This window comes from Geodermatophilus aquaeductus, assembly GCF_900182545.1.
In the GTDB taxonomy this organism is placed as follows: domain Bacteria; phylum Actinomycetota; class Actinomycetes; order Mycobacteriales; family Geodermatophilaceae; genus Geodermatophilus; species Geodermatophilus aquaeductus.
Map to the genome: position 1 here is coordinate 44,857 of NZ_FXTJ01000015.1, position 19,413 is coordinate 64,269.

The 19,413-nt window shown below is 72.8% G+C and carries 20 protein-coding genes; 11 read left to right on the forward strand and 9 right to left on the reverse strand.

All coding sequences use genetic code 11. From position 1 onward, the window contains the following. The first annotated feature begins 13 nt into the window (after nucleotides 1-13). From FN207_RS23755 to FN207_RS23780, 6 genes are all read left to right on the forward strand, one after another. Nucleotides 14-1,576 carry an alpha/beta hydrolase gene (locus FN207_RS23755; RefSeq protein WP_142460927.1) on the forward strand — a complete coding sequence of 521 codons (1,563 nt, stop codon included), beginning with the start codon at nucleotides 14-16 and terminating at the stop codon, nucleotides 1,574-1,576. 23 nt (nucleotides 1,577-1,599) lie between these two features. Next, a complete protein-coding gene (locus tag FN207_RS23760; RefSeq protein ID WP_185938545.1) occupies nucleotides 1,600-2,670 on the forward strand; it encodes a DNA polymerase domain-containing protein in 1,071 nt (356 codons plus the stop codon). A gap of 729 nt (nucleotides 2,671-3,399) precedes the next feature. Next, nucleotides 3,400-4,794, forward strand: coding sequence for a WS/DGAT/MGAT family O-acyltransferase (locus tag FN207_RS23765; RefSeq protein WP_142460929.1), 1,395 nt, complete (start codon nucleotides 3,400-3,402; stop codon nucleotides 4,792-4,794). A gap of 471 nt (nucleotides 4,795-5,265) precedes the next feature. Further along, nucleotides 5,266-5,541, forward strand: coding sequence for a type II toxin-antitoxin system Phd/YefM family antitoxin (locus tag FN207_RS23770; protein ID WP_142460930.1), 276 nt, complete (start codon nucleotides 5,266-5,268; stop codon nucleotides 5,539-5,541). Continuing rightward, the gene (locus tag FN207_RS23775; RefSeq protein WP_142460931.1) at nucleotides 5,538-5,813 is read left to right on the forward strand and encodes a type II toxin-antitoxin system RelE family toxin; all 276 of its coding nucleotides are present in this window, start codon (nucleotides 5,538-5,540) and stop codon (nucleotides 5,811-5,813) included. Before FN207_RS23770 ends, FN207_RS23775 begins: the two co-directional genes overlap by 4 nt. A 264-nt stretch (nucleotides 5,814-6,077) precedes the next feature. Then, the gene (locus FN207_RS23780; RefSeq protein ID WP_142460932.1) at nucleotides 6,078-7,058 is read left to right on the forward strand and encodes an NADPH:quinone oxidoreductase family protein; all 981 of its coding nucleotides are present in this window, start codon (nucleotides 6,078-6,080) and stop codon (nucleotides 7,056-7,058) included. Between the two features lie 184 nt (nucleotides 7,059-7,242). Here FN207_RS23780 and FN207_RS23785 read toward each other — a convergent pair whose 3' ends face one another. Genes FN207_RS23785 through FN207_RS23795 form a run of 3 tightly spaced genes read right to left on the reverse strand, consistent with a single transcriptional unit; the run spans nucleotide 7,243 to nucleotide 10,889 of the window. Beyond that, nucleotides 7,243-7,989, reverse strand: coding sequence for an NADPH-dependent F420 reductase (locus FN207_RS23785; RefSeq protein ID WP_142460933.1), 747 nt, complete (start codon nucleotides 7,987-7,989; stop codon nucleotides 7,243-7,245). Between the two features lie 33 nt (nucleotides 7,990-8,022). Further along, a complete protein-coding gene (locus tag FN207_RS23790) occupies nucleotides 8,023-9,504 on the reverse strand; it encodes a DHA2 family efflux MFS transporter permease subunit (protein WP_142460934.1) in 1,482 nt (493 codons plus the stop codon). Between the two features lie 38 nt (nucleotides 9,505-9,542). Further along, nucleotides 9,543-10,889: an NtaA/DmoA family FMN-dependent monooxygenase gene (locus FN207_RS23795; RefSeq protein ID WP_221888377.1), complete on the reverse strand. Its 1,347-nt coding sequence runs from the start codon at nucleotides 10,887-10,889 to the stop codon at nucleotides 9,543-9,545. 148 nt (nucleotides 10,890-11,037) lie between these two features. On the opposite strand from FN207_RS23795, the gene FN207_RS23800 reads away from it, so the two are divergent. Genes FN207_RS23800 through FN207_RS23805 form a run of 3 tightly spaced genes read left to right on the forward strand, consistent with a single transcriptional unit; the run spans nucleotide 11,038 to nucleotide 12,132 of the window. Further along, complete coding sequence (locus tag FN207_RS23800) at nucleotides 11,038-11,673, forward strand: TetR/AcrR family transcriptional regulator (protein WP_142460935.1); 636 nt, start codon at nucleotides 11,038-11,040, stop codon at nucleotides 11,671-11,673. A gap of 47 nt (nucleotides 11,674-11,720) precedes the next feature. After that, complete coding sequence (locus tag FN207_RS26570) at nucleotides 11,721-11,861, forward strand: hypothetical protein (RefSeq protein WP_185938546.1); 141 nt, start codon at nucleotides 11,721-11,723, stop codon at nucleotides 11,859-11,861. Nucleotides 11,862-11,913: 52 nt separating this feature from the next. Then, nucleotides 11,914-12,132, forward strand: a complete 219-nt coding sequence (locus tag FN207_RS23805) for a hypothetical protein (protein WP_142460936.1) — start codon at nucleotides 11,914-11,916, stop codon at nucleotides 12,130-12,132. Between the two features lie 51 nt (nucleotides 12,133-12,183). On the opposite strand, the gene FN207_RS23810 is transcribed toward FN207_RS23805, so the two are convergent. Further along, nucleotides 12,184-12,369, reverse strand: coding sequence for a hypothetical protein (locus tag FN207_RS23810; RefSeq protein ID WP_110910195.1), 186 nt, complete (start codon nucleotides 12,367-12,369; stop codon nucleotides 12,184-12,186). Nucleotides 12,370-12,467: 98 nt separating this feature from the next. Here FN207_RS23810 and FN207_RS23815 point away from each other — a divergent pair, with 98 nt between their 5' ends. Then, on the forward strand, nucleotides 12,468-12,992 hold the full coding sequence (locus FN207_RS23815; RefSeq protein WP_142460937.1) for a ferritin: 525 nt from the start codon (nucleotides 12,468-12,470) through the stop codon (nucleotides 12,990-12,992). A gap of 142 nt (nucleotides 12,993-13,134) precedes the next feature. Here the strand turns inward: FN207_RS23815 and purU are convergent, their stop codons facing one another. After that, nucleotides 13,135-14,007: a formyltetrahydrofolate deformylase gene (gene purU / locus FN207_RS23820; RefSeq protein ID WP_142460938.1), complete on the reverse strand. Its 873-nt coding sequence runs from the start codon at nucleotides 14,005-14,007 to the stop codon at nucleotides 13,135-13,137. A 159-nt stretch (nucleotides 14,008-14,166) separates the two neighbouring features. Next, complete coding sequence (locus FN207_RS23825; RefSeq protein WP_142460939.1) at nucleotides 14,167-15,744, reverse strand: tannase/feruloyl esterase family alpha/beta hydrolase; 1,578 nt, start codon at nucleotides 15,742-15,744, stop codon at nucleotides 14,167-14,169. Nucleotides 15,745-16,017: 273 nt separating this feature from the next. On the opposite strand from FN207_RS23825, the gene FN207_RS23830 reads away from it, so the two are divergent. Next, on the forward strand, nucleotides 16,018-16,638 hold the full coding sequence (locus tag FN207_RS23830) for a putative quinol monooxygenase (protein ID WP_142460968.1): 621 nt from the start codon (nucleotides 16,018-16,020) through the stop codon (nucleotides 16,636-16,638). A 10-nt stretch (nucleotides 16,639-16,648) separates the two neighbouring features. Here the strand turns inward: FN207_RS23830 and FN207_RS23835 are convergent, their stop codons facing one another. From FN207_RS23835 to FN207_RS23845, 3 genes are read right to left on the reverse strand one after another with little or no spacing between them, the layout of a single operon-like run. Beyond that, entirely contained in the window at nucleotides 16,649-17,662 is a 1,014-nt protein-coding gene (locus tag FN207_RS23835) for an amidohydrolase family protein (RefSeq protein WP_142460940.1), read from the reverse strand. Continuing rightward, nucleotides 17,659-18,444 (reverse strand): NAD(P)-dependent oxidoreductase, encoded by a 786-nt coding sequence (locus FN207_RS23840; RefSeq protein WP_142460941.1) that lies wholly within the window; start codon nucleotides 18,442-18,444, stop codon nucleotides 17,659-17,661. Before FN207_RS23840 ends, FN207_RS23835 begins: the two co-directional genes overlap by 4 nt. After that, the gene (locus FN207_RS23845) at nucleotides 18,441-19,397 is read right to left on the reverse strand and encodes a VOC family protein (RefSeq protein ID WP_142460942.1); all 957 of its coding nucleotides are present in this window, start codon (nucleotides 19,395-19,397) and stop codon (nucleotides 18,441-18,443) included. The genes FN207_RS23840 and FN207_RS23845 overlap by 4 nt, the downstream gene beginning before the upstream one ends. Nucleotides 19,398-19,413: the final 16 nt, after the last annotated feature.

Consider the following 19,413-nt stretch of genomic DNA (forward strand, 5'->3'; position numbering starts at 1 on the left):
TACGGTGGTGATCATGCGTCTGCGCCGCGGCCTGCTCGCCGCCTCGACCGGACTGCTCCTGGCGGTCACCGGCTGTAGCTCGTTCACCGACTCGTCGTCGGCGGACTCCTCGTCGTCGTCCGCGACGACGACGCCGGCCGAGCCCGAGGCCGCCCCGATCACCTGGACCGACTGCGACGCGCAGATCACCGAGCTCATCTCCGGCACCCCCGGCAGCGAGCGCGACCTCGCCTTCGAGTGCGGCCGCACCGAGGTGCCCATCGACCACGACGAGCCCGACGGCGCCACGCTGCCGCTGTTCCTCGTGCGCGCGACGCTGGCCGGGCAGACCGACCGGATCGGCTCGCTGCTGGTGAACCCGGGCGGTCCCGGGGCCTCCGGGGCGGACGCGGCGCTCAGCCTGGCGCTGTCCATGCCCGAGGACGTGCTGCGCCGCTTCGACCTCGTCGGCTTCGACCCGCGCGGGGTCGGGCTGTCGACGCCGGTCGAGTGCATCCCCGCCGACCTCAAGGACCGCCTGGTCGCCGCCGAGCCGCGACCGGTCACGCAGGAGCAGATGGACGAGGTCCTGGGGCTGACCGACGAGGCGGCCGACGCCTGCGCCGAGGAGTACGGCGACGCGCTGGGGACGTTCAACACCGTCGACACCGCGCGGGACATGGACCTGCTGCGCGAGTCGCTGGGCGACGAGCAGCTGAACTTCCTCGGCTACTCCTACGGCACCACGCTGGGCTCCACCTACGCCGAGCTGTTCCCCGAGAACGTGCGCGCGATGGTGCTCGACGCCGCCGTCGACCCCGACGCCGACCCGCAGGCCGACGCCGAGGCGCAGGCCGCGGGCCTGGAGGCCGGCTTCGACGCCTTCGCCGCGAACTGCACGAGCCTGGTGTCGGGGTGCCCGATCGGCGGCGACCCGCGCCGGTTCGTGCAGGACCTGATGGGGGCGGCGTCGGCCGCGCCGATCGCCAGCAGCAGGCCCGGCGAGACCCGCACCGCGACGCCCGGCGTCATCCTGACCGCCGTCGCCGCGGCGCTGTACGACACGTCGTCGTGGCCGCAGCTGTCGCAGGCGCTGGCCGCCGCGAGCACCGGCGACGCCGCGGGCCTGTTCGCCCTCGCCGACGCCTACGACGGCCGGCTCGAGGACGGCACGTACACCAACCAGCTCGACGCCAACATCACGGTCAACTGCGCCGACCGCCCCGAGGACGTGACGTACTCGGAGGAGGAGGTGCTGCAGCTCGCGCAGGACTGGAACCAGCGCTATCCGCTCTTCGGCGCCGGCGCGGCCTCCAGCCTCTACACCTGCGGGGTGTGGGACGCCGAGCGCACGCCGCTGCCCGAGCGCGACGCCGACGGCAGCGCGCCGATCCTCGTCGTCGGCAACACCGGCGACCCGGTGACGCCGCTGCCCGGCGCAGAGGACATGGCCGAGGACCTCAGCGCCGGCACGCTGCTGGTCTGGCAGGGCCAGGGGCACACCGCCTACCCGAAGACCGACTGCGTCACCGCGGCGGTCAACGCCTACCTCATCGACCTCACGGCGCCGCAGGACGGGCTGACGTGCCCGGCCTGAGCCGCCCCTGACCCGGGGAGCTCATGGTGGCCAGCAGCAAGGACGCCGTCGTCCTGACCGTCGACGGGCACGAGGTGCGCGTCTCCAACCCGGAGAAGCCGTACTTCGCCGAGCGCGGGATCCGCAAGATCGACGTCGTCGAGTACTTCGTCGCCGTCGGCGAGGGGATCCTGTTCGCCCTGCGGGACCGGCCGACGACGCTCGAGCGCTGGCCCAGCGGGGTGTTCGAGGGCGCCCGGCTGTCGACCCGGATGGACAACACCGGCGACGCCTTCTACCAGAAGCGGGTGCCCAAGAACGCGCCCGAGTGGGTGCCGACGGCGCACATCACCTTCCCCAGCGGCCGGACCGCCGACGAGATCGCGCCGGACTCGGTCGCCGTCGTCGCGTGGTGCGCCAACCTGGGCACCCTGACCTTCCACCCGTGGCCGGTGTCCAAGGGCGACGTCGAGCAGCCCGACCAGATCCGCATCGACCTCGACCCCCAGCCGGGCACCGACTTCTCCGACGCCGTCTGGGTGGCCCCGCACGTGCGCGAGCTGCTGCACGAGCTCGGCATGGAGGGCTGGCCGAAGACCTCCGGCGGGCGCGGCGTGCACGTGTACGTGCCGATCCAGCCGCGGTGGACCTTCCCCGAGGTGCGCCGGGCGGTGATCGCCTTCGGCCGCGAGCTGGAACGACGGATCCCCGACCGCGTGACGATGTCGTGGTGGAAGGAGGAGCGCGGCGAGAAGATCTTCATCGACTACAACCAGATGGCCCGGGACCGCACGATCGCCTCGGCGTACTCCATCCGGCCCAAGCCGCACGCCCCCGTCTCCGCGCCGCTGGACTGGGACGAGCTGCCCGACGTCTCGCCGTTCGACTTCGACGTGCTGACCATGCCGGAGCGCTTCAAGGCAGTGGGTGACAAGCACGCCGGCCTGGCCGGGCACGCCTTCGGCATCGAGCCGCTGCTCGAGCTCGCCGAGCGCCAGGCGAAGGACGACGGCCTGGGCGACCTCCCCTATCCGCCGGACTACCCGAAGATGCCGGGCGAGCCGATGCGCGTCCAGCCCAGCCGCGCCAGGCGTCCCACCAGCGCGGACGAGTGATCCGGCGCGCGACGCGAGTCGAAGCGCAGCGCCTACTCGACGGACAACCCCCGTCCTCCGGTGGTTCTCGCGTACTCCCCAGTCGCTCCGTCGGGCGCGACAGCAGCCGCTGCCGAACCCCTGCGGACGACCGCGCTCTACAGCCGATGCGTCCGGCGCTTCTGCGACAGCGGGCCTCGGGGCCGTTCCAGCGGCCCTGCAGACGGGACGTGGTCGCGATGCACCCGGCACGCCGCCGCCCGACGCGAGGCGGTACCTGCTCCCGTCGCGCCCTCGGCAGACACGAGCCCCGCCCTTCCACACGACGGAGCGCGGAATCCGTGCACCTGCGCGGGCCGAGCTCCATCGACACCGCCCAGTTCGTGCTGACAGCATGCGCGCGTGAGCCATCGGTGTCGCCGGCGAGGCGTGTCAGTCGAAGGCAGATGAGAGCCCGCTCCCCAGGGAGATCGTCATGGCCGGCCCACTGATCGAGACCGAGTTGCACGTCTCTCGCCGGTGGCGCGGCGTGGCGGCGCGTCTGCGGCTGGCCGAGCGCTTGAACCGGGCGGAGGAGTAGTCGCCGGCGCTGGTGTCGGCGCCTGCGCGGATCAGGAAGACGACGCTGCTGACGGAGTGGCCGGCCGCCGCCGTCCCCGTTCCGGTGCGGCGGGTCGCGTGGCCGTCGCTCGAGTGGGACAACGATCCGTACACACGGCCCGCCCTCTGGCGCAGGTGGAAGGAGCCCCCATGGCACGCCCACGACCTCTCAGCCCCGCGGACGCGGCTTTCCTCTATGCCGAGACGCGGGAGGCACCCCAGCACGTCGGCACCCTGATGCGACTGCGGCCGCCCGAGGATGCGCCGCCGGAGTACCTGCGCGGCGTCTTCGAGCGGCTCCGAACCGCACCGTCGGTCGCCAACCCGTGGAATGGCCGGCTCGCCACGCCGTGGTTCCAGTACAACCCTCTCCACGCCTGGGTCGAGGACAAGGACTTCGACTTCGACTACCACGTACGCCGCACCGCCGTGCCCGCCCCCGGCGACGAGCGCGAGCTCGGCACCCTCGTCGCCCGGTTGCACGCCAGCCCCCTCGACCTGTCCAAGCCCCTGTGGGAGCTGCACGTCATCGAGGGACTCGAGGACGGCGGCTTCGCGCTGTTCGCCAAGGTGCACCACTCCCTCGTGGACGGCTACACGCTCACGAAGGCCCACGAGCGCGCCTTCACCACCGACCCGGACAGCGCGCAGTCGCGCCTGTTCTACGACGTCCCGCTCAAGACCTCGGCCGCCTCCGACGACCTCGCCGCCTCGTGGGCGAGCCCGACAGGCCTGCTCCGCTCCGCCGGCCAGGGTGTCCGCGCGCTCGGCCCGTTGACCCGCGCGCTCAGCCGGCTCACATGGAACCGCGGCGCGCTGGTCGGGACCTTCCAGGCACCGCACACCCCGTTCAACCAGCGGATCACCCGCAACCGCCGCTTCGCGACGCAGCAGTACCCGCTGGGGCAACTCAAGCGGCTGGCCAAGATCAGCGGGACCACGCTCAACGACATCGCCCTGGCCGTCTGCGGCGGCGGCATCCGGAGATACCTGCTCGAGCTGGGCGAGCTGCCGGACACCCCCCTGGTCGCCTTCGTCCCGGTGAACATCCGGCCCAAGGACGACCCGGGCGGCGGCAACGCCGTCGGCGCCCTGCTGGCTTCGATGGCGACCGACGTGGCCGACCCCATCGAGCGGCTGCGGGCGGTCAACGCATCCACGACCGAGGCCAAGAACCAGTTCGACGGGATGACCCCGGAGGCCATCACGGCCTACAGCTCGATGCTGATGGCGCCCGTCGGACTGCAGACGCTGAGCGCCGTCACCGGGCTCGGCCCACCGCGACACCTGTTCAACGTGGTCGTCTCGAACGTGCCCGGGCCGGCCGAGCCGCTCTACTTCGCCGGAGCCCGCGTGGAAGCGATGTACCCGGCCTCGATCGTGAGCAACGGTCTTGCCCTGAACATCACGTTGTTCAGCTACGCGGGCCAGATGCACCTCGGGTTCACCGGCTGCCGCGACACCGTCCCCCACCTCCAGAAACTCGCCGTCTACACCGGCGAGGCCGTGGCGGAGCTCGAGCAGGCGCTCCCCCTGGAGTCTTGACGGGCATCACACGCCTTCGACACGACGGCGCCATCAGGCTCGGAGGCCAGGTGCCGTGGCCCTCTCCCGCGTCTGCCGATGCGGCCGATCACTGCTCGAGCGGCAGCGAGCACGACTACCGTGAACGGTGGGCGGCCGGGATCGATGCGCCGCTCCCAGGCGTGAGAACTCGCCCGACAACTCCCGCACTCTCGCTCATGCGCGACCTGCGGTTCCGCCGCTCCGAACAGCGCTCTCGGGGTTCGCTCCCCGAAGATGCCCGGCGAGCCGATGCGGGTCCAGCCGAGCCGCGCCAGGCGTCCTACCAGCGCGGACGGATGAGTCACCGCTCGAGGCCAGGGAAGCGCAGCGATCACTCGACGGACAACCAACGATGACGACGAGGCGTGGGCCCCGGCGCTGCCGGCGCTCCCCGGCGACCCCTGGCCGAGCTCCTTGACCACAGCTGGCCAATTGACCACAATTGAGGTCATGACGACGCAGTCGCTGGCGGCGGTCAAGGCGCACTTCAGCCAGGTGATCGACGAGGTCGCCGGCACGCACGAACGCGTCACCGTCACCAGGAACGGCAGCCCGGTCGCGGTCATCCTCGCCGTCGAGGACTACGAGTCCCTGGTGGAGACCCTGGAGATCCTCTCCGATCCCCGAGCGCGATCGGAGATCAGGCAGGCCGAGGAAGCGATGGCCACCGGTGAGGTCTACGGCGAGGCCGAGGTGCGTGCCGCACTCGCGGCCCGCCGGCGGTGACCGGCCCTCGTCATCACACCGTCGTCCTCTCGGCAGCGGCCAAACGTGCCATCGAGCGCGACCTCCCCGAGCCGGTGGCTGTTGCGGTCGTCGACTTCCTCTTCGGGCCGCTGGCTGCGGACCCGTACCGCGTCGGGAAGCCGTTGCGCTTCGATCTCGAGGGCTACTGGTCCGCGCGACGGGGCCAGTACCGCGTCATCTACTCGATCCACGACGACGAGGTCCTCGTCAGGGTCGTGCGCATCTCGCACCGCGCCGACGTCTACGGCTGACCGGTCTCTCGGTGCCGGCGCGGGATCCGGACCGAGAAGACGGGCTCGAGGACCCACTGGCGTCGTTCCCGCGGCATCTGCGAGACGCCGCGAAGCCGCGGACGATCGGGATCTCCAGCCAGGCCGTGCGGCACTTCGGCCGCTGGCGGAGCACCGGAGGAGAACGGGAGAAGGCCCCACCGACGGCAACGAACTCCCCAGCCCGCCTGACGAGCCCGTCCCCATCCCGGCCCCTCCCAGGGGTCGACGACCAGGGAGCCACCCGTGCGCGCTGCAGTCATCACCACCCTCACCGGTCCGGACGCGGTCGAGGTCCGCGACATCCCGGCCCCGGTGCCGCAACCGGGACAGGTGCTGGTCGACGTGCACGTCGCGGGCGTCGTCTTCCCCGACGTCCTGCAGACCCGCGGGGAGTACCAGCACCGGCCCGAGCTGCCCTTCACCCCGGGCTGGGAGGTCGCCGGGGTCGTCCGCGAGGACGCCGGTGGTCTCCGGGCCGGTGACCGGGTGGCGGCCATGCCGGTCACCGGCGGCTTCGCCGAGACCGTCGCCGTCGACGCGGACATGGTCTTCCCGCTGCCCGACGGCGTGCCGTTCGACAAGGGTTCGGCGCTGCCGTTGAACTACCTGACCATGCACTTCGCGCTGCTCCGCCGCGCGCGGTTGACGACGGGCGAGACCGTTCTGGTGCACGGCGCGGCCGGCGGCGTCGGCACTGCTGCGTGCCAGTTGGCGGTGGCCTACGGAGCACGGGTGATCGCGGTCGTGTCGACCCCGGACAAGGGCGAGGTCGCCCGGGCCGCGGGTGCCCACGAGGTCGTGCCGGTGGACGGTTTCCGCGAGGAGGTCCGCCGGCTCACCGACGGCCGAGGGGCGGACGTCGTCGTCGACCCGGTCGGCGGTGACCGCTTTCCCGACTCGCTGCGTTCCCTGGCCAGGGAGGGCAGGCTCGTCGTGCTCGGCTTCACCGGCCGCGAGATCCCCACGGTGGAGGTCAACCGGCTGCTGCTGGCCAACACCACGGTGATGGGTGCCGCTTCCGCGGAGTTCTGGCGGACCGAGCCCTCCTACGTCGGCCGGCAGTGGCGCGACCTGGTGCCCCTGGTGCAGTCGGGTGCGATCGACCCACCGATCGGCTCGGTGTTCGGCCTGGACGACGTCGCAGCGGCGATCCGCGAGCTCGACGAGCGCCGGGCGACAGGACGGGTCCTCCTCCGCGTGCGCGAGACGACCGCGTCCCGGTGACCGGGTCGTCGCCACGGACCGGGGGCAGCTACTACTACGAGGACGTCCGCACCGGACCCTCTTCGACCAGCGCGACCAGGCCCTCCAGGACGGCGAGATCCCCGTGGTGGTCAGCCGCCGCCCCGCCGGCTGACCTCCCGGTCACGACCACCGCCCGGACGGCGGCGTCCCGCGATGGCTGGGGTCACGAGTAGAGCAGCCGGTTCACCTGCACGAGGAAGTCCGGCCCTCGGTCGACCGTCGGGTCCCCCAGCAACTCGGCGAGGACGGTCATCGCCAGGTCGCGCCGCCGAGGTGAGCGGGTGGCGACCGCTGCCGCCAGGGCGCCGGGTACCTCCTCGCGGGTGAGGTCGGTGCAGTAGACCGGCGCTCCGGGCTGCTGGCGCCACGAGTCGGCCAGCGGCCCGGCGTCGACGGCGTCCAAGCCCGTGTCCTCGACCAGCGCCATGCCCAGCGCCCGGTCCGCCTCCGCATCCGCGGCGACGGGGATGGCGATCCGACCGGGGGTGCCGGCAGCCGCGTGCTTGGTGGCGAACGAGCCCGAGAGGATGGCGTTCCACGCCTTGACGACGGGGCGGCCGAGCTGCTCGGCGACCCACAGGCTCTCGACCTGTCCCTCGTCGAGGGCGGTGATGTGGCCGTCGCGGAACGGGTAGTAGTTCGAGGTGTCCAGCAGGACGGCGCCGGCCGGCAGCCGGTCCACGAGCGGCCGGATGTCCGGGACACGGACGAGCGGGATGGACACGACCAGTGCCTCGACGTCGGTGACGACGTCGTGGGCGTGGACGGCCCGTCCGCCCGAGGCGGTCACCTCGGCCGGGATGGTCTCCGGGCCGCGGGAGTTGGCGACCTTGACCTCGTGCCCGGCGGTGCTGAGTCGTTGGGTCAGGGTGGCGCCGATGTTGCCGACGCCGAGGATGCCGATCTGCATGCTGGTTCTCCTTGGTCGTGTGGTCAGGTCAGGTCAGGTCAGGTGGGGCGTGGGCGCGGTCGGTGCGCGCCGCACGACGAGGGTGCCGAGGACGGCGCCGAGGCCGAGGACCGCCGCGGTCACGAAGGCGGCCTGCCCCGCGGACTCGGCCTGGGCGAGGGTGAGCACGCCGGCGTCCGCGGCGTCCGAGCCGATGGTGTAGGCCGAGATGAGCACAGCCCCGCCCGCGGCGCCGGCCAACTGCTGGACGGTCGTGAAGGCCGCGGTGCCGTGCGGGTAGAGGTCGGCGCGGAGGCCTGCGAGCGCCGTCGTCGTCATGGGTGCCCACATCAGGGCCTGTGATCCGGACATGACCAGGTAGGCCACCAGGGCCGTGCCGACCCCGGTGCTCTCGTCCACCGTGGCGAGGAACCACAGGGACGCCGTCCAGATGACCGCGCCGGGGACGGCCAGGGGGCGCGGGCCGACCCGGTCGTACACCCGCCCGCCCAACGCCGAGACCAGCGAGATGGCCGCTCCGCCCGGCACCAGGAACAGGCCGAGGGACAGCGTGCTCAACCCGAGGACGCTGGTCAGGATCAGCGGCAGCACGATCAGGCTGCCGAAGCCGATCATCGCGATCACGAGCATCACCAGCAGGGGGAGCACGAACGACCGGGACCGGAAGATCCGCACGTCCAGCAGCGCATCGCCGGAGCGCTGCAGGGCGACCTGGCGCAGGACGAAGGCCGCGACGCCGGCCACGCCCACCGTGATCGGGACGTACGGGGCGACGGGCACGTGCCCGGACACCGACTCACCGATCGACGCCAGCCCGTAGACCAGCGCCCCGAAACCGACCGCGGACAGCACCAGGGACAGCACGTCGAGCGTCACCGGCTCGGGCGTGGTGGTGTTGCGGAGCTTCCACGCCCCGAAGGCCAGAGCGAGGACGGCGACCGGCAGCATCAGGAGGAACAGCCAGCGCCAGCTCAGCTGCGACAGCACCACGCCGGACAGCGCGGGTCCGACCGCCGGAGCGACGGCCGGCACGGCCGTGACGATCGCCATCATCGAGCCGCGGCGCGCGGCGGGCACCAGTCGCATCGCGGTGGTCATCAGCAGGGGCAGGAAGACGGCGGTCCCGACGGCCTGGATGATCCGGCCGGCGAACAGGACGCCGAAGCCCGGGGCGGCGGCGGCGATGGCCGTCCCGACGGCGAACAGCGACATCGCGCCCAGGAAGATCGTCCGCAGGTGCCAGCGGCGCATCACGAAGCCGGTCGCCGGGATGAGCACCGCCAGCGTCAGCAGGTAGCCGGTCGTGAGCCACTGCCCGGTGGTCGGGGTGATGCCCAGGTCGGCGATGAGGGTCGGGAGCGCGACGCCGAGCATCATCTCGTTGAGCAGGACGGTGAACGTCGAGGCCATGAGCAGGCCGATGACGAGGGCGCTCCCTGGCGCCAGCCGGTCACTGGAGCCGGTCTGGGGTGCGAGGGGTGCGAGGTCGGGTGCCGGAGGGTCCTGGATGGCCATGGGTGTGCTCTGTCTTCCTTGTCGAGGAGGGTGAGGAGTCAGCTCGACGCGTGCGCCGCTCCGGCGAGGCGCGGGTCGAGGCCGTACTGGTCGGGGGCGCCGAGGTGGTCGCGCAGGGTGGCGCCCTCGTAGTCGCGGTGGAACAGGCCGCGCTCCTGCAGCAGCGGGACGACCTGGTCGACGAAGGCGTCGATGCCGTCGGCGTGGACGTCGATGGCCAGGGAGAAGCCGTCGCAGGCGCCGGCCTCGAACCACTGCTGCATGTGGTCGGCGACGTCGGCGGCCGTGCCGGGTACGACCGGGTGGTAGTCGATGACCCCGTGGGCGAGGACGTCCCGCAGGGACCAGCCCTCCCGCGCGATCTCCAACGTGTGCGGAGCGCGGGGGTCACCCGGACTGGGGCGGGCCGCGGCCAGCTGCTGGTCGGTGAGCGGCTCGTCCAGCTGCTCGGCGCCCAGCCGCAGCCCGAGCATCGCGCCCAGGTAGGTCACGCGCTGGTCCAGGTCGACCACCTCGTCGAGGCGGCGGCGCCGGTCCAGGGCGGCGCGACGGGAGGACGCGACGCTGGGCATGAACCCGGCGAACAGCTCCACCTCGTCGGGGTCGCGGCCGACGCGCTCGGCGGCCGCCCGCAGGGCCGTCCGGTGCGCCCGGCCCTCCTCGATGCTGAACGGGTTGGCGTACACGCCGCTGGCGTAGCGGGCGGCCACCTCCAGCCCGTTCCCTCCGCCGCCGGCCTGGAAGACCACGGGCTGTCCCTGCTCCGACGGCGGGATGGGCAGTGGCCCCCGGGAGGCGACGTGCCGGCCCTGCAGGTCCACCGGCCGGATCTTGCTCGTGTCGGCGAACCGCCCGCCGGCGACGTCGCGCACCCAGGCGGCGCGCTCCCAGCTGCCCCACAGCGCCTGGACGATCTGGACGACCTCGTGAGCGCGCTCGTACTTCTCCGCCCGCGGGGGCAGCGCCAGGCCGTGGTTCGCGGCCGCCGCCGGGGACGAGGTCGGGACGGCGTTCCAGCCGGCCCGGCCGTGACTGGCCACGTCCAGCGCCTTGAACTGGCGGGCGATCGTGTACGGCTCGTTCAGCGTCGTCGAGGCGGTGGCCACCAGTCCGATCCGCTCGGTGCCCCGCGCCATCGAGGTCAGGACCACCAGCGGGTCGACGGCCATCTGCGGCGCTTCGCGCTCGAGGTCGACGGTCAGCGCCGGGGTGTCGGCCAGGAAGACCAGCTGGATCTTGCCCCGCTCAGCGGCTTGCGCGTGGCGGACGAGAACGTCCATGTCGGTGTACCCGGACGGGTCGACGCCGGGCATGCGCCAGGCGCCGGGCTGGGCGCCGTAGCCGTTGGCGATCTGGATGGCGAGGAGCATCTGAGGGGTGGTCACGACTCGTCCTTCGTCTGGAGGCAAGGGCGCCGGTTCCCTGGAGCGGGTGGGACGGCGGTCGCCGAGGAGCTAAGGTGGAGAAGGTCTCCGGTTGACTGCTCAGACCATACGGAGACAGTCTCCGCTTTGCAACGAAGGGTGGTCGGACGTGTCCGAGACGACAGGAGCGCGTGAGCGCCGGCCACGGACGGACGCACAGCGGAACCGGACGCACATCCTCGACGTCGCCGAGCGGCACTTCTCCGAGCACGGCATCACCGGCTCGCTGGACGCCATCGCCAAGCGGGCCGGTGTCGGCGCGGGCACCCTCTACCGGCACTTCCCGAACCGGGACGCGTTGCTCGCCGCGCTGCTCCGCGCGCGCGACGAGGACCTGATGACCCGCCGCGACGAGATCCGCCGGGAGGAGGCGGACTCCGCAGCAGCGCTCGCCCAGTGGCTCGACGCGCTCGGACGCTGGGCCACTGCCTTCGACGGGCTGCCCGAGCCCCTGCGGGCGGCGCTGACCGAGGACAGCTCCCCGCTGGCCCTCACCTGCCAGGGTTATGTCACCGACACCGACGAGTTCCTCCGCGCGGCCCAGCGCGACGGCGGCGCCCGTCCCGAGGTGCGCGGCAGGGACCTGTTCCTGGGTGTGCTCGCGACGGCCTGGGTCCGCGGCGCCGCCATGGCCGACGAGTCCTCGGCCCGGGCACTCACGGCCATGATGCGGTCAGGCTGGGCCGGCCCTGCCCGGATCGCACGCACGGTCTCCGACGCTCCGCACCGGCCCGACCAGACGTAGCTCGCCCGGGTCAGGAACGGGGCACACCTCTCCCTCCGGAGGTCGCCATGGATCTCAGAGACCGACTGCTCCGGTCCGCGATCGCGGCCGCCGCGGCCGTCGCGGCCGGCCTGCTGACCCGGTCGATGGTGAAGGCCGTCAGTGCTCCCGAGGGCGGGACCACCGACCCTCCTCCTCGGCCGGGGTGATCCCGACTGAGCGACCGGCATGGTCCGCGTGTCAGAGGGCACGACACCACGGGTGGAGGACGACTGGAGGAGCCTGCTGGCGGACCTACCGCTCGAGCAGCGTCTGAAGGCGCTCGCCGTGTACGAGCTGGCGAGGGATCGAGCGATGGGCCAGCCGCTCGAGACGGCGGCAGCGACCCTGCGCGCCGCAGCCACCGCCGAGGGACTCGATGCCGGTCACGCCTGGATCCCGGCGGCCGCGGCCAGCATCAGCGCCGACACGGGCCCGTGACCACGAGAGGCCGGCCGACCGCCGCCCGGGCGCGCGGTGGGGAGGGAGGGATCAGGCGGCCTTCCGGCTGCTCTTGGCGAGCACCTTGTCGGCCTTGTCCAGCTTGACCAGGCGGCGCTTCTTGACCGTGTAGCCCGGCGGGAGCGTCCCCTCGGCGAGGGCGCGGAGGGGACACCGCTTGCAGCGCGGCCTGTCCTGGCAACACTTCTTCTTGGGCATGCCCGCCGACTTGGCCACCCGGTGAGGCTAGCCTTGCCTTCGCGGGCGATCCACGGGCACCGGCGGGTCACCGGTTAACGTCCGGTGACCGCCACCCCACACGCCCGGGAGTCCCGATGGCCGCCCCTGCCTTCGTCGAGCTGCTGAACACGCAGATCGGCAACGAGTTCGCCGCGCACCAGCAGTACGTCTCCTGCGCCGTCTACTTCGACCAGCTGACCATGCCCCGGACGGCGCAGCTCTTCTTCGACCAGGCGCTCGAGGAGCGGCAGCACGCCATGATGATGGTCCGCTACCTGCTCGACTCCGACGCGCCGGTGCGCATCCCCGCCGTCGCGGCCCCCGTCAACGAGTTCCCCGACGTCGTGGCGCCGGTCGCCCTGGCGCTGGAGCAGGAGAAGCGGGTCACCGAGCAGATCGGCGCGCTGATCGGGGTCGCGCGGCGGGAGAACGACTTCGCCTCCGACCAGTTCATGCAGTGGTTCATCAAGGAGCAGATCGAGGAGGTCAGCAAGATGAGCGACCTGCTCACGATCGTGAAGCGCTCCACCCACGACCTGGAGACCATCGAGGACTACGTGCTCCGGGAGGTCACGACCGAGGCCGCCGACCCCACCGCGCCACCGGTGGCAGGGGCCTGAGCCGAGGGCCGCGTGGCGCTCACGTCCGGAAGGCGCCGCGCTCCACCGGGCGACACCTCAGGACATCGAGGACGACCGGGCCTCGCGGCCGAGGGGGAACTCCCGATGCCGGTCCTGGCCGTCGGAGGCGCCGCCGTCCGGCTCACTCGAAGACGACGGTCCGGTTCCCGCGGATGAGCACGCGGTTCTCCGTGTGCCAGCGCACCGCGTGCGCGAGCGCCCGGGTCTCGGCCTCCCGGCCGCGGGCGGCGAGCTCCTCGGGGGTCACCGTGTGGTCGACGCGCAGCATCTCCTGCTCGATGATCGGGCCCTCGTCGAGGTCGGCGGTGACGTAGTGCGCCGTCGCGCCGATGAACTTCACGCCGCGGGCGTGCGCCTGGTGGTAGGGCCGGGCGCCCTTGAAGCTCGGCAGCATCGAGTGGTGGATGTTGATCGCCCGGCCGGCGAGCTCCTGGCACAGCCCGTCGGAGAGGATCTGCATGTAGCGGGCCAGCACCACGAGGTCGATCCGCTCCTCCCGCACCATCTCGAGGAGCGCCGCCTCGGCCTCGGGCTTGGTCTCGCGGGTCACCGGGATGTGCCGGAAGGGCACGCCGTAGAAGGCGGCCGTGTCGGCGAGGTCGGGGTGGTTGGACACGACCGCCACGACGTCGAGGTGCAGCTCGCCGATCGAGTTGCGGAACAGCAGGTCGTTGAGGCAGTGCGCGTACCGGCTGACCATGATGAGCGTCCGCTGCCGCTGCGCGGTGTCGACCATCCGCCAGTCCATCCCGAACCGCTGCGCCGTCTCCTCGAAGGCACTGCACAGGTGGGCGAGGTCCAGCGGTGCGCCGTCGACGTGGGCGAACTCGACCCGCATGTAGAACATGCCGCTCGTCGGGCTGTCGAACTGGTGGCTCTCCACGATCGTGCACCGCTCCTGCAGCAGCAGGCCGGACACCGCGTGGACGATGCCCGGGGCGTCCTCGCAGGACAGCACCAGGACGCCGTGCTGGGCCTCGGCGGGCCGGGTCATCGCGCCTCCTCGGCGGGTGGTCGGGCTCGCTGAACCTACGGCCGCGCGGAGGTGTGCCGCACGCCACAGATGACGTCTCTGCCGCGGCGGAAGTCAGCACCCCGACCGCGACAATCGACGCAGGCCGGGGACGGGTCGCCCCCGGCCTGCGTCGAGTCGTCACGCCTGCCGCAGCTCCATCCGCGTGGCGGGCACGCAGCGGTAGGTGCTGCCGTCGGACGCGTCGCCCCGGCCGGTCCACCGCGCCACGGTCGGGTAGGCGCAGATCGGACGGGTGGCCCCGTCAGCGGTGGCGGCGTCGAGCGTCCGGGGTGCCCGGCCGCCCTCCACCCACTCGACCAGCGCGCCGAACGGGTCGACCAGCTGGGCGCCGGCGCCGCCACCGCAGTGCCCCACGCCCGGAGCGAGGAACAGCCGCGCGAACTGCTGCGTGTGGCCCGGGCCGAGCTCGGCGAGGACCCGCTCGACGTAGTCGACGGTGCCACGGACCGTCACGCCGAAGTCGGCGAGCCCGTGCCACATCAGCAGCTTGCCGCCGCTGTCGCGGAACGCAGACAGGTCCGGGTCGCTGGCCCCCATCATGTCGCCGTACCGCTCGACGGCGAGGTCGAACAGCGCCTCGAAGGAGGCGCGGTCGAGGGTCCGCCAGTCGAACGTCGGGTCGTCGGTCAGGAAGTAGCGGATCCACCAGATGTCGTAGACGAACGGGTCCCCGACGAGCTGGCCGGACTCGTCGAGCGTCACGTTGTGCAGGCCCGCGTAGGGGGCGCCGTAGGGCAGCCCGTACCAGAGGAAGCGGCCGTCGGTGCCACGCGGACCCTCGTGGATCCGCTGCATGACCGCGACGTCCTCCGCCGTGATGGTCCCGCACGGGGTCACCGTGCCGACGAGCGTGGTCAGGTCGAAGTCGCAGGCGAAGGGGTCCCCGATGACGCCGTCGACCACGCCGTCACCGACGGTGTCGCAGGCGGCGATCGCCGCTGCCAGGGCCGCCTCGAACTTGCAGGCGGGGATCGGGTTGTCCTCCTGCAGCATCACGATCTGGCCCCAGATCTGGCCGGTCTGCATCTCCGGGAAGTTGATCACCGGCGCGCCGGCGAGGACACCGTCGTAGTCGTCCGGGTACCGCTGCGCCTCCATCAGTCCCTGGCGGCCGCCGGTCGAGCAGCCGTTCCAGTACGAGTAGGCAGGCTGCTGCCCGTAGTAGGCCGCCACGACCGCTTTCGCGGTCAGGGTCATGTCGTGCACGCCCTCGTGGCCGAAGTCCTCCCTCGCCGCCTGGTCGGGGGTGCCGTCGGGACGGAGGCCGAAGGTCCCCGAGGGCCCCACGTGTCCCGCGTCGGTCGCCGCCGCGGCGTAACCGGCGCGCAGCGGCGCCTCCAGGCTGCCGGCGCTCCCGCCGGAGAACCCCCCGCCGCCCACGCCCTGGAACCGGCCGTTCCAGGTCTCCTCGGGCAGGTACACCCAGACCGTGACGGCGCCGCCGTCCTCCGGGTCCTCGACGCGCAGCGTGACCCGGCAGGAGGCCGGGGTCGCGTCGTCGCCGCGGTGCTGCTCCACCGCGGTGACCGTGGTGTCCGGGCGGGTGAACTGCGCGAGTTCCGCGCAGTCCATGACAGGCAGGACGGGTGCGGGCTCCGGCGCCGGGGGCGCGGCGTTCGCGCCGGGCGCGACGAGCACCGCGGCCGCGGTCGCTGCCAGGACCGAGAGCACGGCGAGGTGTGGACGTGTTCGCATGGGCTGGATCCCCCCAGGGGTCGAGGACTTCCGTCGACCGGGCGGGGCGCTGAGCGGTCGACTGTCCCCCGCGGTCCGCACCGCGTCGCGTCCGGCTGGCCCCGATCCTGACCACCGGGTGATACGGATCGCAGGCGTTCCCGTCGTACGTCGAGCGCGACGTTTGACTCGGTTGCCCGTCCGCGGCGACGACGGGCACCCTGTGCCGCGCCGGCCGCCCGCTCCGGGCACCGCCGGCTCGCGCAGGACCGACGGGAGGCCCCAGTGACCGAGATGCGTGCCCGGTCCACCGAGATCTCCGGGCCCCCCGGGTCGGTGGACGCCGCGGTCGACCACGCCCGGGACGAGGTCCTGCCGGCGGTGCAGCGGATGGCGGGGTGCCTCGGCCTGTCGGTGCTCGCCGACCGCGCCGGCGGCCGCTGCATCGTCACGACGTCCTGGCGGGACGAGGCGGCGCTGCAGGACAGCCGGGAGGACGTGCGGCCGTTCGCCGAGCGGACCGCCGCGATCCTGGGCGGGCGGCCCGAGGTGCAGGAGTGGGAGATCGCGGCGATGCACCGCGTCCTGGACGCCGGGGAGGGCGCCCGCGCCCGGGTCACCTGGCTGCGCACCGCGCCCGACGCGGTCGACCGCGCCGTCGACGCCGTCCGCCTGTCGCTGATGCCCAAGCTCGACGACCTGCCCGGTTTCTGCAGCGTCAGCGTCATGGTCCGCCGGGCGGAGGGTCTGACCGTGGCCGCCGTCTCCTACGACAGCCGGGCGCACGCCGAGCAGGCCGGCGAGGGCGCGCGGGAGTTCCGCGAGGAGTTCGCCCCGGCCATGGGCCTGGAGGTGCTCGACTCGGCGGAGTTCGACGTCGCGGTCGCCCACCTGCGGGTCCCCGAGACGAGCTGACCCTCCCCGGTCACCGCCCGGCGAGCGCCGCCTCCAGCCGCGGGTAGACCCGCCGGACGTTGCCCTCGAAGACGGCCGCGCGCGCGTCGTCGTCGAGCCCGGCCGCCTCCACGTAGCGGCGGGTGTCGTCGAAGTGGTGGCCGGTCCGGGGGTCGATGCCCCGGACGGCGCCCACCATCTCCGACCCGAACAGCACGTTCGGGGTGTCCACGACGTCGAGGAGCAGGTCGATGCCGGGCTGGTGGTAGACGCAGGTGTCGAAGAAGACGTTGCCCATGACGGCGGACTCCACGGGCGGCCGGCCGAGCATGTCGGCCAGTCCCCGGTAGCGGCCCCAGTGGTAGGGCACCGCTCCCCCGCCGTGCGGGATCACCAGCCGCAGGTCCGGCAGGTCGGTGAACAGGTCCCCCTGCACGAGCTGCATGAACGCCGTCGTGTCGGCGTTGATGTAGTAGGCGCCCGTGGCGTGGAACACCGGGGTGGCGGAGGCCGAGACGTGCACCATCGCCGGCACGTCGAGCTCGACCATCGCCTCGTAGAGCGGATACCAGTGCCGGTCGGTCAGGGGCGGTGAGGTCCAGAACCCGCCGCTGGGGTCGGGGTTGAGGTTGCAGCCGACGAACCCGAGCTCGTCCACGCACCGGCGCAGCTCGTCGATCGAGGCCTGCAGGTCCACCCCCGGCGACTGCGGCAGCTGGGCGACGGGGACGAACCGGCCGGGGTGCAGGGTCGCCACGCGGTGCACGAGGTCGTTGCACCGGCGCGACCACTCCAGGCTCACGCCCGCGTCGCCGACGTGGTGGGCCATCGCGGAGGCGCGCGGCGAGAAGAGCGTGACGTCGATGCCCCGCTCGTCCATCAGCCGCAGCTGGCTCGACCGGATCGTCTCGCGGATCTCGTCGTCGCTGATGGACGGATAGGCGGGCGGCGTCGTCCCGGCCTGCCAGGCCGCCACCTGCTGCTCGCGCCAGGCGGTGTGCGCGGCCGGCGCGGTCGTGTAGTGCCCGTGGCAGTCGATGATCACGTGTCCTCCTGCGCGGCGGCGTCGCGGAGCTCCACGAGCAGGTCGCGGGCGGCCGGCGCGACGCGGGCCGGCACGCCGAGCTCCTCCAGCTGCTCGGTGGCGGCGGCCATCTCGTCGGCCCGCCGCCGGGCGTGCACGCGGGTGCCCTCCACCAGCCGGTCGACGGTGCGCGCGTCGAACCCGGTCAGCTCGGCGGCGATGTTCCCCCGCAGCCAGTCGGCGCACCCGGCCGCCTCGGCACCGCGCAGGGCCTCCACGACGGCGGCGGCCAGTCCCTTGTAGAAGACGCTGCGCAGGAGCTTGCGGGAGATGGCGGTGCCGACCGGGCCCTCCTGGACCTCGGCCTCGGCGCCCAGGGCGGTGACGAGCCCGACGTACCGGTCGGCCGCCTCGCCCGACACCAGCATCGGCGTGCGCAGGCCCCTGCCCGGCACCGGCGACATCAGCGCGACGTCGACGACGTCCACGCCGTGCCCGGCGGCGCGCTCGGCCAGCGCGACCTTCAGTCCCGGGCTCGCGGTGTTGAGGTCGGCCCACAGCGTGCCGGGACGCAGCGCGGGGAGCGCGTTGCCCAGCGCGGTCATGGCGTCGTGCGAGCTGTTCACGCTGAGCACCAGGTCGGCGTCGGCCACCGCCTCGGCCTCGCTCCCCCGCGGCGCGACCCCGTCGACGACGATGCCGAGGGGGTCGTAGCCGCGCACGTCGGCCCCCGCCGCGACGAGGTCGCGGGCGATCTCCGAGCCGGCCTCACCGAGCCCGAGGACGGCGATGCAGGTGGTCACTGCCCGGGCACCTCGACCGGCGGCGTGCCGTGGGTGTGGAAGGTGCTGATCGTCTGCAGCCCCCACGCCTGGCCCTTGGCCCGCTCGGCCGCCGACCAGTCGATCGGCTGCCAGTCGGGGGCCATGACCAGCCGCGCGGCGGGGTTGTCCAGCTCGATCCGGTTGCCGGCCGGGTCCCAGACGTAGAGGAAGAAGCTCTGCTGGATGGTGTGCTTGTGCGGCCCGGTCTCGATGTGGATCCCGTGCTCGAGCGCGAGGTCCGCGGCGCGGATGACGTCGTCGCGGCTGTCGACGGCGAAGGACAGGTGGTGCAGCCGGCCGGAGGTGCCGGTGTTGTCCCGGGTCCAGACGGCGTCGTAGCCCTTGTTCGTGAACGTCGTCCAGCTCCCGGCGACGCCGTCGTCGAGGACGATCTGCTCGGTGACCATCCCGCCGAGGACGTCGCGGGCGAAGTCGCGGTTGGCCACCACGTCGACGCCGAGGTAGTTGATGTGGTCGATCCGCCGGACGCTCACGCCGCGGCCGGGATAGGCCTGGGCCTGGTTCTTCAGCGCCGGCACGAGGTCGCCGGTCGGCCGGTACCACTCCGTCTCGTAGTAGACGCCCATCTCGTGGCCGTCGGGGTCGGTGAAGACGTACACCGGGCCGTAGCCGGGGTCGCCGTCCTCCCAGCCGCGGCCCAGCCCGGTCGCCTCGATGGCGGCCACCCGGCGCTGCAGCGCCTCCGGCGCGCCGGCCCGGAAGTTGGTCCGGCCGACGCCGGGCCGGGGCGCGGCGGTCAGCTTGATCGTCGTGTTCTCGTAGTCGTCCCACGCCCGCAGGAACACCGAGTCGCCGGCCGACCCGTTCTCGGTCATGCCGAGGTAGCGGACGTAGAAGTCCAGGCACTCCTCCGGCTTGTCGGTGAGGACCTCGACGTGGGCGAGGTGCGCGATGTCGTGCAGTGGCGGCACGGGACTCTCCTCCGGG